The 16,631-nt window shown below is 36.1% G+C and carries 14 protein-coding genes and 1 other annotated feature; of the genes, 6 read left to right on the top strand and 8 right to left on the bottom strand.

Annotated elements, in window-relative coordinates:
* The first annotated feature begins 3 nt into the window (after positions 1–3).
* From LG296_RS05195 to LG296_RS05185, 3 genes are all read left to right on the top strand, one after another.
* The gene (locus LG296_RS05195; RefSeq protein WP_404427611.1) at positions 4–756 is read left to right on the top strand and encodes a lytic transglycosylase domain-containing protein; all 753 of its coding nucleotides are present in this window, start codon (positions 4–6) and stop codon (positions 754–756) included.
* Positions 757–956: 200 nt separating this feature from the next.
* A complete protein-coding gene (locus tag LG296_RS05190) occupies positions 957–1,358 on the top strand; it encodes a globin (protein ID WP_404427610.1) in 402 nt (133 codons plus the stop codon).
* On the top strand, positions 1,355–2,164 hold the full coding sequence (locus tag LG296_RS05185; RefSeq protein ID WP_251396854.1) for a DsbA family protein: 810 nt from the start codon (positions 1,355–1,357) through the stop codon (positions 2,162–2,164). Before LG296_RS05190 ends, LG296_RS05185 begins: the two co-directional genes overlap by 4 nt.
* 590 nt (positions 2,165–2,754) lie before the next feature.
* Here the strand turns inward: LG296_RS05185 and pepF are convergent.
* The 4 genes from pepF to spxA form a co-directional block, all read right to left on the bottom strand.
* The gene (gene pepF, locus LG296_RS05180; protein ID WP_404427609.1) at positions 2,755–4,560 is read right to left on the bottom strand and encodes an oligoendopeptidase F; all 1,806 of its coding nucleotides are present in this window, start codon (positions 4,558–4,560) and stop codon (positions 2,755–2,757) included.
* Positions 4,561–4,624: 64 nt separating this feature from the next.
* Complete coding sequence (locus LG296_RS05175; RefSeq protein ID WP_404427608.1) at positions 4,625–5,749, bottom strand: competence protein CoiA; 1,125 nt, start codon at positions 5,747–5,749, stop codon at positions 4,625–4,627.
* Between the two features lie 250 nt (positions 5,750–5,999).
* Positions 6,000–6,650: an adaptor protein MecA gene (gene mecA / locus LG296_RS05170; RefSeq protein ID WP_107935010.1), complete on the bottom strand. Its 651-nt coding sequence runs from the start codon at positions 6,648–6,650 to the stop codon at positions 6,000–6,002.
* A 477-nt stretch (positions 6,651–7,127) separates the two neighbouring features.
* Positions 7,128–7,523 carry a transcriptional regulator SpxA gene (gene spxA / locus LG296_RS05165; RefSeq protein WP_181418012.1) on the bottom strand — a complete coding sequence of 132 codons (396 nt, stop codon included), beginning with the start codon at positions 7,521–7,523 and terminating at the stop codon, positions 7,128–7,130.
* Between the two features lie 510 nt (positions 7,524–8,033).
* Positions 8,034–8,243 (top strand) — a binding site (T-box leader).
* Between the two features lie 68 nt (positions 8,244–8,311).
* On the opposite strand from spxA, the gene trpS reads away from it, so the two are divergent.
* On the top strand, positions 8,312–9,301 hold the full coding sequence (trpS, locus tag LG296_RS05160) for a tryptophan--tRNA ligase (RefSeq protein WP_404427607.1): 990 nt from the start codon (positions 8,312–8,314) through the stop codon (positions 9,299–9,301).
* A 323-nt stretch (positions 9,302–9,624) separates the two neighbouring features.
* Here trpS and fabF read toward each other — a convergent pair whose 3' ends face one another.
* Entirely contained in the window at positions 9,625–10,860 is a 1,236-nt protein-coding gene (gene fabF / locus LG296_RS05155) for a beta-ketoacyl-ACP synthase II (RefSeq protein WP_251396843.1), read from the bottom strand.
* A gap of 48 nt (positions 10,861–10,908) precedes the next feature.
* Complete coding sequence (locus LG296_RS05150) at positions 10,909–11,847, bottom strand: beta-ketoacyl-ACP synthase III (RefSeq protein WP_404427606.1); 939 nt, start codon at positions 11,845–11,847, stop codon at positions 10,909–10,911.
* Between the two features lie 190 nt (positions 11,848–12,037).
* Here LG296_RS05150 and LG296_RS05145 point away from each other — a divergent pair, with 190 nt between their 5' ends.
* Positions 12,038–12,229, top strand: coding sequence for a YjzD family protein (locus LG296_RS05145; protein WP_107935016.1), 192 nt, complete (start codon positions 12,038–12,040; stop codon positions 12,227–12,229).
* Positions 12,230–12,337: 108 nt separating this feature from the next.
* Here LG296_RS05145 and LG296_RS05140 read toward each other — a convergent pair whose 3' ends face one another.
* Complete coding sequence (locus tag LG296_RS05140) at positions 12,338–14,467, bottom strand: ATP-dependent Clp protease ATP-binding subunit (RefSeq protein ID WP_404427605.1); 2,130 nt, start codon at positions 14,465–14,467, stop codon at positions 12,338–12,340.
* A gap of 209 nt (positions 14,468–14,676) precedes the next feature.
* Here LG296_RS05140 and LG296_RS05135 point away from each other — a divergent pair, with 209 nt between their 5' ends.
* Positions 14,677–15,378: a Crp/Fnr family transcriptional regulator gene (locus LG296_RS05135; protein WP_404427604.1), complete on the top strand. Its 702-nt coding sequence runs from the start codon at positions 14,677–14,679 to the stop codon at positions 15,376–15,378.
* A 39-nt stretch (positions 15,379–15,417) separates the two neighbouring features.
* Here LG296_RS05135 and LG296_RS05130 read toward each other — a convergent pair whose 3' ends face one another.
* Positions 15,418–16,557: a zinc-dependent alcohol dehydrogenase gene (locus LG296_RS05130; RefSeq protein ID WP_404427603.1), complete on the bottom strand. Its 1,140-nt coding sequence runs from the start codon at positions 16,555–16,557 to the stop codon at positions 15,418–15,420.
* Positions 16,558–16,631 lie beyond the last annotated feature (74 nt).

Raw genomic sequence — 16,631 nt, 5'->3', positions numbered from 1 at the left:
GTATTGAATAATATATCATCAATGAAAGCATTATTAGAACTCCAAGCTATCCAATCATTTGGTAATTCAGATGCCAATGTTCAATCAGCATCCAATGATCAGTCAATCTTCACTCAGTTCCTAAACGAAATGATGAGTACACCAAACTCATCACTTACTGAAGCTGAAAATTTACTTGGACATTTTGCAAGCTTAGATAGTACTTCTACTAATGGTTTGGATAATAATTATTTATCATCCTTTGCCTTAAATGGAGAAGCAAATTTTTTACCAAATACTTATTACAATGAATTAGTACAAAACGAAGAGAGTATGCTCTCAAATTATATAAATAATGATTATTTAAATTCTGGTGGATTTACAAATGTATTAGCAGGGGCAAATGCATATAGTGATATTATCGAACAAGCCTCTCAAGCATATGGTGTCCCACAGAAGCTAATCGCAGCTGTCATGAAACAAGAATCTAATTACAACGAAAATGCGGTAAGCTCTGCAGGTGCTACAGGCTTAATGCAGCTTATGCCAGGTACTGCAAAATACCTTGGTGTGAATGACTCAAAAGATCCTGTTCAAAATATTATGGGCGGTGCAAAATATTTAGGTCAAATGTTAGATAAATTTGGTCAAAATATCGAATTAGCATTAGCAGCCTACAATGCTGGACCAGGAAATGTCTCAAAATACGGTGGTATTCCTCCATTTACTGAAACAAAAAACTATGTTAATAAAGTTCTTAATTATTACAACGCTTAATACTTGGAAGCGTTTTTATGACTGCTTTTCCATCATTTCAACAAAGATCCTATGACTCGGTTATGCTATTTGTTTGAGAAAAAGGTAATACGTTGTTAGAATGTATTTATCACATAATTTTTAAACAGTGGTTATAGACTAAACAGTATACTCTACTTGGATTTTCTTACGTATACTAAAAGAAGTAAAGGAGTACACCTATGAATCGAAAATATACGATTCCTTACGAGGAAATTGGTGCTGAAAAACTTTCTGAGCTCCTTCACGCTTTTTATGAACGTGTTGGAAGACATCCACAGTTAAAATCTATTTTTCCAGAGGATTTAACTGAAACAACAAGAAGACAAATTCAATTTCAGACACAGTACTTAGGTGGGCCTAATTTATATAGTGATGAACATGGACATCCGATGCTAAGAGCTCGTCATATCCCATTTAAAATTACACCTGATCGTGCACAAGCCTGGTTAGAATGTATGAAGGAAGCAATGGATGAAGTTGGACTCGAGGGTAAATTCCGCGATGTGTATTACCAACGACTTGTCCTAACGGCGAATCATATGATTAACTCGCCAAATGAAGATGAGGAGGGGTTAGAGTGAATAATGTTCAATTATTATCAGAACCTGCCCCTACATCTACTACAAAACCAATAGAATTATATATTTTTATAGATCCGCTATGTAAGAATGCCTTAAAAATGCAAACGATGTTGCGCAAGCTTCAATTAGAATATGACCATTACTTTACTTGGCGTTATATTTTAAGTACAAAGCTTGCTTCTCTCAATACATTAGGCCGCCGCACAAAAGGCTGTATTACTGGAGCCGAATTAGATATAACGCATCCTGCACTTCCGTCTATTGCGATTAAAGCCGCAGAATTACAAGGAAAACGTGCATCAGCTCGCTTTTTACTAAAATTACAGGAGCATGCACTTTTAAAGACAAAAGAAGTTACTTCCTATTCTGCTTTAATCGAAATTGCCAAGGAATCCAATATTGATATTGAAGAATTCATTTCTGATTTTGGATCCAAGGAGGCTGCTCGTGCTTTTCAATGTGATTTACACATCACACGCGAAATGGAAATTGAAGAAGTCCCAAGCATTGTATTCTTTAACGAATGCATTGAAGACGAAGGGTTAAAGGTAAGTGGAATGTACGCTTATGAGGTGTATGTCCAAATACTTCAAGAAATGATGAATGAGGCAATCATTTGTAACCCACTACCCACTTTCGATGAATTATTTGCTCGATACCATACGTTAACGACAACTGACGTTGCAGCAATCTATTCCATCTCCACTCAGGAAGCTGAACGCGAATTAAAAAAGCGTATGCTCCAACAAAAAATCGAACGCCTATGTAATGAAGAAATCACCCTCTGGCGTCGCAAGTTAACTTAAACAGCACTTATTAATCTTAAAACTATTATTATATTAAATTTCTAGTAGACAAAGTCACATTGGCTTTGTCTATTTTTTTATGGATGTCACATTTCATCTGATGTTATAGGAATGAGTTTGGAAGTAGAAAGATTATATGGATGCAAGTTTTAGAAGTGGACAACTATTGATTTTGAAAACAATAAAAAGAGGCGTCATCGACTGACGCCTCTCACAAAGGGGATGGGAGAAATGTTCACGTTCAAACAAAGGGGTGTATGTTTGTTATGTGATTTATTTCACGTATTTACTTTATCACGGAATAATAATGTATGCAATACTATGAAAATAGTTTCACAAATTCGTCAAATAGTAACCGTTTTCACAGGTATATTATATATTGCCACTTACCCCCATACTACAAAGTGTGCTTTTACACCTTAAATCTATTTTGTGAAACATTTAGAAAATTGAATACAAAATTACTATTGCATTTATAATAACTCGATTTGCTTTTAGGGTTTAAATACTCCCACTACCTTCCCCCCTCCCTAACTCAAATAAAAAACGCCCACAGTTTTAAACCAACTGTAGACGTTCTAATTTCAGGCTTATTTCAATAATAACCCTTCAAGTTCATTTAATTTTTCTTCAAATACTTTACATGCTTCTTGGATTGGTGTAGGTGATTCCATATCTACTCCTGCTGCTTTTAATACTTCGATTGGGAAATCAGAGCATCCAGCTTTTAAGAAGTTATTGATATAACGTTCTACTGCTGGTTGGCCTTCTTCAAGAATTTGCTTGCTTAAAGCTGTTGCAGCACTTTGACCTGTTGCATATTGGTATACATAGTAATTGTAATAGAAGTGAGGGATTCTAGCCCATTCTAAACCAATTTCCTCGTCAACTGTCATATCTTCACCAAAGTATTGTTTATTTAAATCATAGTAGATTTCTGTTAGACGCTCAGCTGTAATTGCTTCACCTTTTTGATCTAAGTCATGAATGATATGCTCAAATTCAGCAAACATTGTTTGGCGGAATACCGTACTGCGGAATCCATCTAGCCAGTGATTTAATAAATAGATTTTTTGCTGAGCATCCTCAGTTGTTTTTAATAGATAATCGAATAATAATTCTTCGTTACAAGTAGAGGCAACCTCAGCTACGAAGATTGAATATCTTCCGTATGGGTATGGTTGGTTTGCACGTGTATAATAGCTGTGCATACTGTGACCAAACTCATGAGCTAATGTAAATAGGTTGTCTAAGTTATTTTGCCAGTCCATAAGGATGAATGGGTTTGTGCCATAAGTACCCGATGAATAAGCACCACTTCTTTTCCCTTTGTTTTCTAATACATCTACCCAACGGCTGTCTAAGCCCTTTTGTACAGTAGCTTGATATTCTTCACCAAGTGGCTCGAAGCTTTTTACCATAATATCTTTTGCTTTTTCATATGGCATTTCAATTTTCACTTCTTTTACTAACGGAGTGAATAAATCATACATGTGTAATTCTTCTAAACCTAATACCTGCTTGCGTAATGCAACATAGCGATGTAATACAGGAAGAAATTCATGAATTGTTGAAACAAGTTGATCGTATACTTTTTCAGGAATATGGTTGTTGCTCATCGCGCTTTGACGTGCTGAACCGTAATTACGGATTCTTGCACTTACATTATGAGCTTTTACGTTTCCAGCTAAAGTAGTAGCGAATGTATTTTTAAATTGACCATAAGTTTTGTACATTGCTTTAAATGCATTTTCACGTACTTCACGGTTGTCACTTTCTAAGAAAGTAACATAGTTTCCATGTGTTAACTGTACGTCTTCCCCTTTGTCATTTTTAACTGTTGGGAATTCTAAATCTGCATTATTTAATGCACTGAATGTGTTTCCAGATGCTCCTGTTACCTCAGAGAACTGTGCAAGCAATTCTTCTTTATCAGCAGTTAAAACATGTGGACGTTCTAAATTTAGCTCAGTTAACATTTGCTTGTACAAAGTTAATGGCTCATACTCATTTATATAGTTATTGATTGTCTCTTCATCAATCGATAAAATTTCAGGTGTAACAAATGACCATGCAGCAGAAAATTTCGCTCCTAATGAACGGATTCTACTATCTGTTGCTTGATATTTGCCATTTGTTGTATCCTGATCATGCTTTAAATGGCTATACACATACAGCTTTCCAAAGCGTTCTGAAATTTTATCGCTAAATTGTAATGTTTCATATAAAGCTTGTGCACTTTCAGCCACTTTCCCCTTGTATTTTTCAGCCTCAGGGATTAAATTTTCGATTTCCTTGAATTCTTGCTCCCATGCTTCGTCAGATTGGAAAATTCCTTCTAAATTCCAAGTTAAATCTACTGGTACTTCATCACGAGTTAACACTTTTTTAGCCATTCTAAATCCTCCGATACTATTATTTCGAAATTCGAATCACATGTTTATTTTCTCAATATTTCGTCTATATTGCAAGGAAATGATTATATAAAACCTCTAATAACTTGTCCTCTTGAATAGATTGATAGGAATGCTGTACTGACAGCTCTTCAAGCAATCTGCAATATTGATAGACTACATGTTTTGCTCTTGCGTTTTCAGGCAATCTTGCCCACTTTAAAAAGTAGAATATAGTTTGTCCCTTCATATGACTTAGTTCAATTTGTTCTGTGTGAATAAAATAAAAAATCGCGAGCTGCCAGTCGACCGAAAACACTTGTAATTCGTCATTACCTACAAGAGGGATACCTATATAATTAGGCAAAGCGTGCAAATTTAAACGCAGCTCATAAGCACTTCTTAATAGTATGTCCCTTACACCTCTCCTACTTAATAATACTCTCCGCTGTAAATACTTATGTTTCTCTTCGTTATTAATAAGCAAAAATTGCTTGAACTCATTTTGGGTTAACGGTTTCGGAAGATAAAAGGGGAACTTTTGTTGTGTAATCGGAATAGCTTGGACTTTTGAGATAAAGCGATTCCCCTGAAGATAAATTAGATTGGAAATATAAAAAAACTGTCGCACATTTGGATTGTACGTCATAAGATAGGGATGGTGTTCAGAAGAATGTAAAAATTGCTGATGGTTTTTAGTAAGCGATATTTTTTGTATCCCTTTTCTTACAATATTATTTGGTGTATTGGGAATCCAGATGGGAAAAATTTTCTCACTAGCATAGCCCTCGTCACGCTCTACTAATCTTTCATGTGAGATTGAGCTGCACTGAAACTCGATGGCAAATCGTTTTTCAGTTTGATCTTGCAACAGAATATCTGGCCTTTGCTGAATACTTGGTAAATAAGGCTCTAACTCGGCATTCAATTTCAATGCCTTAAAATAATTATATAATTGCTCTTTACCTTTTAAATGGATTTCGGATTCTCTATCTGAAAATAGATATTCACAATTACTTTTTGAGAAATGGGCAAAATGGGGAATTTTTAAGGAACCAATTTTAAATAAAAGCTGTTGTTTACATAGTGGGCAGTAAAATTTTTTGGACTTTCGAAGCTGGTGTAATGTTGTTTGAGGCATGCTTGAATTTAATATAAAGGGCTCATTCTGCTCTGTATAAGCTACAAGCATAACACACCTCCTTTTGTTTATTATAAATTGTGGAATATAAATTTTCAATATTTTCTGTTAATAGTAGATAAATTTATATTTTCCCCCATTTTAATAACAAAAAAAGAGATGCCTTATGATCAAGACACCTCATTTTATATAACGGGCACTAAACTCCAAATCAAGACTTTTGAAAAACAGCTGGGAGCCCGTTTGAATATTAGATTGAATTTGTTGTCTTCAATTAGGTTATTACAACCTATATCACTGCTTAAGCGAAGTATTGAAGTACTGTTTCAAAACAATCCTGTTCCATAATTGTTTCACCATATTCTTGAATGCGATAAATCGTCATTTTGGAGCCAGCCAGATATTCATTAATAATTGCACGGATATCTTGACGTTCTTGATTTTCTTCAAGATTTGAGAAATCAACTGCTAGGAAATAGTATTTTTCATATTTGTACAAAGAAGAATGTACGCCATGTGATACTACACGTTTAGCAACAGGAATAATTTCGTCAATGTCCTTAAATTTATAAAGAGATATATTATTGAGACCGAGTTGATTAATATCATCGTCATCAAAGGCATCAAAAATAGAGTCATCTAAATTTTTATGAGCAGCATCTCGATGCTCATCGAAACCGGATAGCAACCCGTTGGATTCCCCATCGGAATTTATGTTAGCTCTTGTCACAATCACTTCAAGGCCATGTTCAGAGGCATTTACGTGAATCCAAATTGGTCCATCAAGGTCAAAGTAATCTTCTGTATTTATTTCGCCAATCATATCCCAGAAAAGTTCTTCCCCTTTATTTCTGTTGTACCAAATCTCTTCGCGACTATAACCGCGGTCCTCAATATCACGATAAGTAATAAAGAGCTTTATTGTATTTTCGTTTACGCGTTCGATGTCCATTAGACTTCAACTCCCTTCACAGTCATTCGTTGAAAAACAAAGAAAGCGTTCTTAGTATGTTTTGGATTGCTAAAGTTTAACCAAACAATTCAAAACACAGCATTCATAACAACTTATTACAGAACTAAAGCTTTTTTTTCTATATATCTATGCTTTATTCTATAACTCTATTGTATGATTACCTATATGAAATGAAAAGAAAAAACAACTACAGAAAAAATTAGTTTGAATATTGAAATTGTAGATGACAAAGCAATTGAAATCAAGTAGAAAGCATTCAGATTTTAGTTAAATAAAGTGTGAAAATTCTTGCTCATGTACTAAAATTATGTAATGCATACACTGGATTGGAAAACCTGGTTTTATCAAAACATTTCTAACCAGATTGCACTTAAAATGCCTGCAAAAAATAAAAACGATAAAATCCAGTGATAATGGATTTTATCGATATACTCGCAAGAATATTCCTAGAAATGATTAATTAACCATTTTTTGTGCTTCAAGTAATTGGAACGCTCGAACTTTTCTTGGTAAGAAGCGTCGAATCTCATCCTCATTGTACCCAACCTGTAAGCGTTTTTCGTCTAATATAATTGGACGACGAAGTAAACCAGGGTACTCTTGAATTAACTCATATAATTGTTGAAGTGGTAAACTTTCTACATCAACATTTAATTTTTGGAATATTTTAGAACGTGTAGAGATAATTTCATCAGTTCCATCTTCTGTCATTCGAAGTATTTCTTTTATTTCACTGATTGTTAAAGGCTCAGAAAAAATATTTCGCTCTCTATAAGCAATTTCATGCTCTTCTAGCCATGCTTTGGCTTTTCTGCAAGATGTACAGCTTGGTGATGTAAATAATGTTACAATCATTATTACACTTCCTTTCCGATTAGGATGGATATTATCTATTATCAAGTATTTATTATTTTAGAATTAGTTTAATTAAAACAACGTCTTAATTATACAATAATCTTAGCCTTTTGGATATAGCTTACATTTAAAAATGATAGTAAACGCAATATTAATTATACCTATTTCTTCTCGCTTATGCAGAAAATCCATATGTTTGTTATAGTACACAAATAATATTCCCTTACTTGGTTAAAGTAAACATTTAACAAATAAATATAGCCAATTCTCAATTAGTCGACATTAATCGAGAAGATATCGCAAATTTCTGTTAATTACTTCTTTGGTTTACACAGATTTCACCAAAAGAAAATAATTATCTTTCACGATACAATTATTCCCCAAATTCTTTCTATTTCATTCCAAAAATAAAAAGAAAATATAATTTGCTTTTGAAACTTATTTTGTATATGATTTTTTTATATAATTTTACGTCAGGTATGTTGACGAATCGTATTTAAATGAATTGAAAAAACGATGATAAAGAATAGTACATGTGCCTCTTTGTGCATAGAGAGTCTGTGGTTGGTGGAAACAGAAGACGGAGCATATGGAATGGACTTTTGAGTGGCTTTATGAAAGTAGTAGTAAAGCACGGCAGCTTCACGTTACGAAGTCGAAGTGGTCATTATTGACAAACTGGGTGGTACCGCGGATTCAACATCATTCGTCCCAATGCGCATAAGCGTATTGTGGAGCGTATGGTGTTTTTTTTATATTAAAAATTAATTATAGGAGGGTTTACGATGAAAACCATTTTTTCTGGTGTTCAACCAACAGGCGTTATTACTTTAGGTAACTATATCGGGGCTTTTATGCAGTTTCCAGCACTTCAAGATGAGGGGAATGCTATTTATTGTATCGTGGATCAGCATGCAATAACAGTTCCTCAGGATCCAAAGGAATTGCGCTCAAATATCCGTACATTAGCAGCTACATATTTAGCGACTGGAATTGATCCAAACAAATCAACTTTATTTATCCAATCAGAGGTACCTGCCCATGCCCAAGCAGGCTGGATGTTACAATGTGTAGCGACAATAGGTGAACTTGAGCGCATGACTCAATTCAAGGATAAGTCAGATGGAAAAGAATCCGTAACAGCTGGCTTATTAACATATCCCCCATTAATGGCTGGTGATATTCTTTTATATAACACAACTATCGTGCCGGTAGGAGATGACCAAAAACAACATATCGAGCTGACACGTGACCTTGCAGAGCGTTTCAATAAGCGTTATGGTGATGTATTTGTTATTCCAGAAATTCAATTACCAAAAGCAGGTGCACGTATCAAGTCTTTACAGGAACCTACAAAGAAAATGAGTAAGTCTGATCCAAACACAAAAGCAACAGTACGATTCCTAGATACACCTAAGCAAATCGAAAAGAAAATCAAATCCGCAGTTACGGATTCCGATGGTTATGTAGCATTTGACGAGGTAAACAAACCTGGTGTTTCGAACCTATTAACAATCGAATCTGCTGTTACAGGAATTGATATACCTTCTCTAGTACAAAAATATGATGGCCTTGGTTATGGTGCCTTTAAAGAGGGTGTTGCAACAAGCTTAGTCGAGCATTTAGAGCCAATCCAACAACGATTCAACGATTTAATCGATTCTGATGAGTTAGATAGAATTCTTGATGAGGGTGCTGAAAAAGCAAATGCCATCGCTTCAAAAACGATTAAACGAATGGAAAACGCGATGGGCTTAGGTCGAAAATCAAGATAAACAATATAATGATTGATCCAATAGCCATATAAAGTTCGTTTGTGGTAATGATAAAAGCCCAAACAGCTGACCAAGAATATCCGAGAGTACTATAGTTTAAATACAGTAGTAAGTTTCCTACTGACATTACGCAAATACCATAGCAAAATAAAAACAGCATAAATCGAAACATGTCCACCATCCTTATATTAACTAAATATTCATTTACCAACATAAAAATGCCTTTAGCTTTTCGCTAAAGGCATTTAACTTATCGACAAATCCTTACAGAGATTATTAGGCTGGAGGAGCAGCTAGATATTTGCTAGATTCTATCAGCCTATTTAATCAACCTTTTTCAACAAGATACTTGCATTATGTCCACCAAAGCCGAGTGAGTTACTCATTGCATATTCAACATACTGATTACGTGCAGTATTTGGAATATAGTCTAAATCACATTCTGGGTCTGGCGTTGTTAGATTAATAGTTGGAGGTAAAATTCCCTCTTTTAAAGCTAATGCAGTAAAGATAGCTTCTACCCCACCAGCAGCACCTAGTAAGTGGCCAGTCATTGATTTTGTAGAACTCATCGCTAGATTATAGGCATGATCTGCAAAGACAGTTTTCACTGCTTTTGTTTCAAATAAATCATTATATGGTGTACTCGTACCATGAGCATTTATATAGCCCACTTGTGTTGGATCCACATCGCCATCCTCTAATGCTTGACGAATCGCTCTTGCAGCACCTTCTCCTTCTGGAGCTGGAGCTGTAATATGATGAGCATCTCCTGTTGAACCATAGCCAACGATTTCAGCATAGATTTTAGCACCACGAGCTTTAGCAAATTCATATTCTTCTAAGATTAAGATACCTGCTCCTTCACCGATAACAAAGCCATCACGATTTGCATCAAAAGGACGTGAAGCAATCTCAGCATCTGGATTTAGAGAAAGTGCAGTACTTGAACAGAAGCCTGCTACTGCCATGTTTACGATTGGTGCCTCTGCTCCTCCCGTAATCATTGCATCAGCATCTCCGCGTTGAATTACTTTGAATGCATCACCAATTGAGTTCGTTCCTGAAGCACAAGCAGTTACAGAACAAGAGTTAATCCCTTTTGCACCAAAGTGAATTGAAACTTGACCAGAAGCCATGTTAGGAATCATCATCGGAACGAAGAATGGGCTTACTCGTCGTACGCCGCGTTCTTGGAAGGTTACATATTGGTTTTCGTATGTTTCCATCCCACCAATCCCAGAGCCAATCCATACACCAACACGAGGAGCGATTTCTTCTGTAATTGTTAAGCCTGAATCCTTCATGGCCATGATGGAGGACGCTAAAGCATAATGAGTGAAACGGTCCATTTTTCGCGCTTCTTTTTTCTCAACATATTGTTCGATATCAAAGTCTTTCACTTCTGCTGCTATTTTAACTGGAAATTTCTCTGCATCTAATCGTGTTAATGCGCCGACACCAGATTTCCCAGCGATTACATTTTCCCATGTTTCCTCTATTGAATTTCCTAAAGGAGTAACAGCTCCAATTCCCGTAATAACAACTCTTCTTTTCATCGTTTTAAAATCCCCCTTTGGTTTTAAACTACTAGCATTTTTACAGTACTATTTTCCCCACTTAATGACAGCTGCACCCCAAGTCAGGCCGCCACCAAAACCAACTAATACGATAATATCGTCATCTTTGATTTTACCATCTTCTAATTCGTCTGCCAAAGCAAGTCCGATAGAAGCAGAGGAGGTATTTCCGTATTTGTGGATATGCTTTGAAAGTTTTTCTTCGGGTAACTCAAGTCTTTCGCGAGATGCTTCCATAATACGAATATTGGCTTGGTGTGGAATTAGTAAATCCACGTCTTGTTTCGATAGACCCGCTTTATCTAGAACGGATACAGCTGACTCGCCCATTTGTCTAACCGCAAATTTGAAAACTTCTCGGCCATTCATGGTAATTGTATGTTCATCGTTCAAGAATAGCTGTTTACCCCCAGTTCCATCTGCACCTAATTCAAATGATAAAATACCTCTTCCTTCACTTACCTCACTAACTACTGCCGCACAGGCGCCGTCTCCGAACAATACTGCTGTATTCCGATCATTCCAGTCAGTGATTTTGGACAGTTTTTCAACACCTACTACTAAGACATATTGATAACTCTTACTTTCAATAAATTGCTTAGCAGTAGCAAGCGCATAAATAAAGCCTGAACAAGCTGCCGACACATCCATTGCAGCAGCATTTACAGCGCCTAATCTTTCTTGAATTTGACATGCAACACTTGGAAAACCTCGATCTGGCGTTACCGTAGCAACTAAGATTAACCCAATTTGATCTGCCGTTATGTTCGCATTTTTTATCGCATTGATGGCAGCGTTATACGCTAAATCAGAAGTATTTTCTTCCGGTCCAGCAATTCTTCTTTCTTCTATACCAGTTCTTGTACGAATCCATTCATCATTTGTATCTAAAGTTTTTTCTAAATCAAAATTTGTTACAACCTTCTCTGGAACGTATTTCCCCAATCCAATGATCCCTGCGTTCATTTTAATCCCCCCAGTTTACTACTAACATTTAGTACCTGGTAATAATTATAGCTCATAAAAAAAAGAACCTCAACCTTTTATTCACGATTTGTTCTTAAGTTTGTAGTTCTTTTTTATGATTGTATATGTTATGATAATTAAGATGAAAATTGGAATACTATTTAAAATTGTTTTATAGAGGTGAAAAAGAATGCAATATGTAATGACTTTAATTTGGTCTGTTCTATTAATGTTAATGTTAAATTATGTAGTAAGCTCAGTTTTAGCTGTACCATTTGTACTTTCAACTAGCTTAATTCTTGGTGTTATTTTTACAATTTTAATCTTTATCATTGGTGCGATTATTCCAAACGACCCAACACCAGAAGCAGATCATCACTAATTTAGAATTTTAGCACTTCTTCTATGAAGTGCTTTTATTTTTCTATTATATATTTTAAACGGGTAACTCTTTAAATAGAGCTACCCGTTTTTTCGGATATTAAGCTTTCTATTTTTTCACTAGTAATTGGCCATCCTCTAATGTAGCATATAAGCTTTCTCCTGGAAGAACTTCTCCCCTTAATAATTCTTTTGCTACTGCTGTTTCGACATTTCGTTGAATAAAGCGTTTTAAAGGTCTTGCTCCAAATTGAGGATCAATCCCATGTTGTACAATCCAATCAACTACCTTATCAGTTACCTTTAGCTCAATCTCTTGTTCAGCCACACGCTCCTGTAGCTGACCAATATATTTCCTGGCGATTGCGTGGAAATGCTCGGTACTCAATGCATGGAAGGTAATAATGTCATCCACACGATTTAAAAGCTCTGGTTTAAAGTGGGCACGTAATTCCGTCATAACTAGATCTTCTATAGATTGCTGGTGTTCTGGCATAGCTTCAAGCAAATAATGCGAGCCAATATTAGATGTCATAATCACCACTGTGTTAGTAAAGTTAACCAAACGCCCTTGACTATCTGTAATTCGCCCGTCATCTAATATTTGAAGTAAGATATTTGCAACATCAGGATGTGCTTTTTCAATTTCATCTAAAAGTACTACCGCGTATGGATTACGACGAACGGCTTCTGTTAATTGACCACCCTCTTCATAGCCAATATATCCTGGAGGCGCACCGACAAGTCTGGAAACACTATGTTTTTCCATATATTCACTCATATCAATGCGAATAAAATGATCCTCTGAATCAAAAAGCTGTGCTGCTAAGGCTTTCGCAAGTTCCGTTTTCCCAACACCAGTAGGACCGAGGAATATAAATGAACCAATTGGTCGATTTGGATCTTTAATGCCTGAGCGAGCCCGCCAAACGGCTTCAGTTACAAGCTTAACGGCATTTTCTTGACCAACAACTCGTTCATGTAATGTATCCTTTAAACGCAGGAGCTTGTCTCTCTCACCCTCTACAAGCTTTGTAACCGGAATGCCTGTCCATCTTGAGATGATGGAAGCAATTTCTTCTGCAGTTACTTCCTCTCGGAGAATTCTTGTGTCAGAGCTACTGTTCAGCTCCTCCTCTAAGATAGTTAACTCCTTCTCTAAGGTTGGAATTTTACCATGACGAAGCTCAGCTGCTTTGTTTAAATCATATTTACTTTCTGCGTCCTCTAAGTCTCGTCGATAGCTTTCAAGCTGTACCCGTTTTTTCTGAATAGCTTGCAGGCATTGTTTTTCACTTTCCCATTGCTTACGTATCTTCTCTGTAGATTCCTTTAAATTAGACAATTCAGCTCTTAATGCTTCCAGACGCTTTTGACTTTGAGCATCTTTTTCCTTTTTCAATGCCTGCTCTTCAATTTCTAACTGTAATACCCGACGAGTTACCATATCTAGCTCCTGTGGCATTGAATCGATTTCAGTACGAATCATCGCGCATGCCTCATCGATCAAATCGATTGCCTTATCCGGTAGAAATCGTTCCGTAATATAACGGTTAGAAAGCTCTGCTGCTGCAATGATGGCACGATCATGAATGCTCACTTTGTGATGTACTTGAAAGCGTTCCTTTAACCCTCGCAAAATCGATACCGTGTCCTCGATAGATGGCTCTCGGACAATTACCTGCTGGAATCGGCGCTCTAGAGCTGGATCTTTTTCAATGTACATACGGTATTCATCTAATGTAGTTGCTCCAATACAATGCAGCTCACCTCGTGCAAGCATCGGCTTTAGCATATTGCCCGCATCCATTGCTCCATCTGTTTTACCAGCACCCACAATTGTGTGAATCTCATCTATAAATAAAATGATTTGACCTTCAGAATCTTTTACCTCTTTTAATACACCCTTTAATCGTTCTTCAAATTGTCCTCGATAGCTAGCCCCTGCGATTAATGCACTCATATCAAGCTCATATAAAAGACAATTTTTTAACCCTTCAGGTACATCCTTACGAACGATTCGTTGTGCAAGCCCTTCAACAATTGCAGTTTTACCGACACCAGGCTCACCTATTAGAATCGGATTATTTTTTGTTTTTCTTGATAGGATTCGAATGACATTTCGAATTTCTTCATCTCGACCAATAACAGGATCCATCTTTCCATTTTTCACTTCTTCAATTAAGTTACGACCGAATTGTTCTAATGGACTACGATTGTCTTGCTGTTGAAATTGCATTCTTAAGCACCCTTTCAAAATTTTATCTTATATAATATTTCGATTTTAGTTTGACCTTTTTTGACTAATTTGATTATAAGCTGTTTACTCTAGAATTGCAAAAATTGGCACATAGATTCTACATTTTATTTGCCCATCTTGTGATATCATATATTGAAATTATTTTTCTGATCGAAGCAAAAAGTTCACTAAATAAAGGGTGTGAAGAAATGGCAAGAACTGATACATTACCAATGAATATTAGTCAGCTATTTGAAGAGCGTGGTCTACAACTCCAAGTAGAAAAAGGAGATTATATCTTTCATGAAGGTGAAAGTGCTGGAGATTTGTTTTTTATAAAAAATGGTTCCATCCAAATCAGTAAAGAATCAGAAAACGGAAAAGAGCTTACGTTTCGTGTCTGTGGCAAGAATAGTATCATTGGTGAAAGCTCTTTATTCGGCCCTACAACAGTCCATTCAAATACCGCAAAAGCAATCGTAGACTCAGAAATAGCGATTCTTAATAAGCACTCACTTGAAATGTTTTTAACAGAACAGCCTACACTCATGATTGGATACCTAAAATGGATTCAAAATGAAAATTTAAAAAATCAAAGCTTAATACGAGATTTAGTTATTCATGGAAAAAAAGGCGCACTCTACTCTACTTTGATTCGTTTATCGAATACTTATGGAAAACCACTTGATGAGAATAAAAATCATATTCTCCTTGATATATATTTAACTAACACAGACGTAGCTAGCTTGTGCTCAACAAGTCGAGAAATGATCAATCGTATGCTAAATGATTTAAAGAAACAGAACATTATTTCCTTTGATAAAGGTTATATTACAATTTTAGATTTGAAGTATTTAAAAGAAGAAATTGCTTGTGAGAACTGTCCAGCAACTATTTGTCGAATCGATTAAAAAGGTACGCAGAGGAATTTTTTGCGTACCCTTTTTATGTTAAGGCTTCAATACAACCTTGATACATTCATCTTCATGATCATTGAATATCTTATATGCCTCGCTAGCACGCTCAAGTGCAATTCTGTGGGTAATGATTTCAGTTGGATCAATTTTTCCGTCCTTAATCATGTCAAACAGCATTGGCATGTAGTGAATAACCGGAGCTTGTCCCATTTTAATATTAATATTTCTTTCAAATAAGTTGCCTAATGGGAAATGATTATACATAGAGCCATATACACCTGTAAGCTGTAATGTACCAAATTTTTTCACAGCCTTCATTCCAATACGGATGGCACTCGTTGTACCACCTGAAAGCTTCAGCTTTTGCTCCACTGCTTCCAGAGGGTTCTTTTTCCCATCCATCCCTACGCAATCGATTACAACATCGGCTCCACCTTTCGTAATTTCAGCAATATATTGACCTGTATCATCATGCTCGTCAAAGTTGATGATTTCAACATTATTCATTTTCTTCGCATGATTTAGACGATACGGGAGATTATCGATTGCAATGACACGTTTTGCACCTTTCATCCAGGCAAATTTTTGCGTCATTAAACCGATGGGACCACAGCCTAATACTACGACTGTATCTCCTTTCTTTACGCCACCACTTTCAACACTCCAGTAGGCTGTTGGGAGAACGTCAGACATAAAGAGTAGGGACTCATCTTCAAGCTCTACAGATTCTGGAATTACAAACGGTACAAAGTTTCCGAAGGGTACACGTAATAATTCCGCTTGTCCACCCTGATAACCACCATAACGTTCCGTGAATCCAAAATATCCGCCTGTATCAACATGTGGGTTTGGATTCGAGTTATCACATTGGCTTTCCATCTCATTTGAGCAATAATGACAGTGACCACAAGAAATATTAAATGGGAGTACGACACGATCTCCCTTTTTCACTTTTTCTACACCAGCACCGACTTCTTCTACAATCCCCATCGGCTCATGGCCAACTACGTAATCCTTTGATGCAGGAAGTGCACCTTGATAAATATGGAGGTCAGAACCACAAATCGCTGTGGACGTTACGCGAATAATGATATCATCACTTTTCTCAATCTTAGGATCAGCAACCTCTTTTACCTGCATATCTTTTGTACCTTGGAAAGTAACAGCTTTCATGTGAAATACCTCCTTATTCATAAATAATCATTAAAATTTGATATTTCTACACTTCCCCTTATTTTGCATGATAA

Source organism: Ureibacillus chungkukjangi, from assembly GCF_044795995.1.
GTDB lineage: Bacteria > Bacillota > Bacilli > Bacillales_A > Planococcaceae > Ureibacillus > Ureibacillus chungkukjangi.
Note: the sequence above shows the minus strand (reverse complement) of the source record. Positions and strands in the feature narration are given on the sequence as shown.

What these genes read in the sequence shown, in the direction of transcription:
- LG296_RS05190 (WP_404427610.1), top strand. Translation starts at nt 957, where the DNA reads ATGAATCGAAAATATACGATTCCTTACGAGGAAATTGGTGCTGAAAAA.
- pepF (WP_404427609.1), bottom strand. Translation starts at nt 4,560, where the DNA reads ATGGCTAAAAAAGTGTTAACTCGTGATGAAGTACCAGTAGATTTAACT.
- LG296_RS05175 (WP_404427608.1), bottom strand. Translation starts at nt 5,749, where the DNA reads ATGCTTGTAGCTTATACAGAGCAGAATGAGCCCTTTATATTAAATTCA.
- mecA (WP_107935010.1), bottom strand. Translation starts at nt 6,650, where the DNA reads ATGGACATCGAACGCGTAAACGAAAATACAATAAAGCTCTTTATTACT.
- trpS (WP_404427607.1), top strand. Translation starts at nt 8,312, where the DNA reads ATGAAAACCATTTTTTCTGGTGTTCAACCAACAGGCGTTATTACTTTA.
- fabF (WP_251396843.1), bottom strand. Translation starts at nt 10,860, where the DNA reads ATGAAAAGAAGAGTTGTTATTACGGGAATTGGAGCTGTTACTCCTTTA.
- LG296_RS05150 (WP_404427606.1), bottom strand. Translation starts at nt 11,847, where the DNA reads ATGAACGCAGGGATCATTGGATTGGGGAAATACGTTCCAGAGAAGGTT.
- LG296_RS05145 (WP_107935016.1), top strand. Translation starts at nt 12,038, where the DNA reads ATGCAATATGTAATGACTTTAATTTGGTCTGTTCTATTAATGTTAATG.
- LG296_RS05140 (WP_404427605.1), bottom strand. Translation starts at nt 14,467, where the DNA reads ATGCAATTTCAACAGCAAGACAATCGTAGTCCATTAGAACAATTCGGT.
- LG296_RS05135 (WP_404427604.1), top strand. Translation starts at nt 14,677, where the DNA reads ATGGCAAGAACTGATACATTACCAATGAATATTAGTCAGCTATTTGAA.
- LG296_RS05130 (WP_404427603.1), bottom strand. Translation starts at nt 16,557, where the DNA reads ATGAAAGCTGTTACTTTCCAAGGTACAAAAGATATGCAGGTAAAAGAG.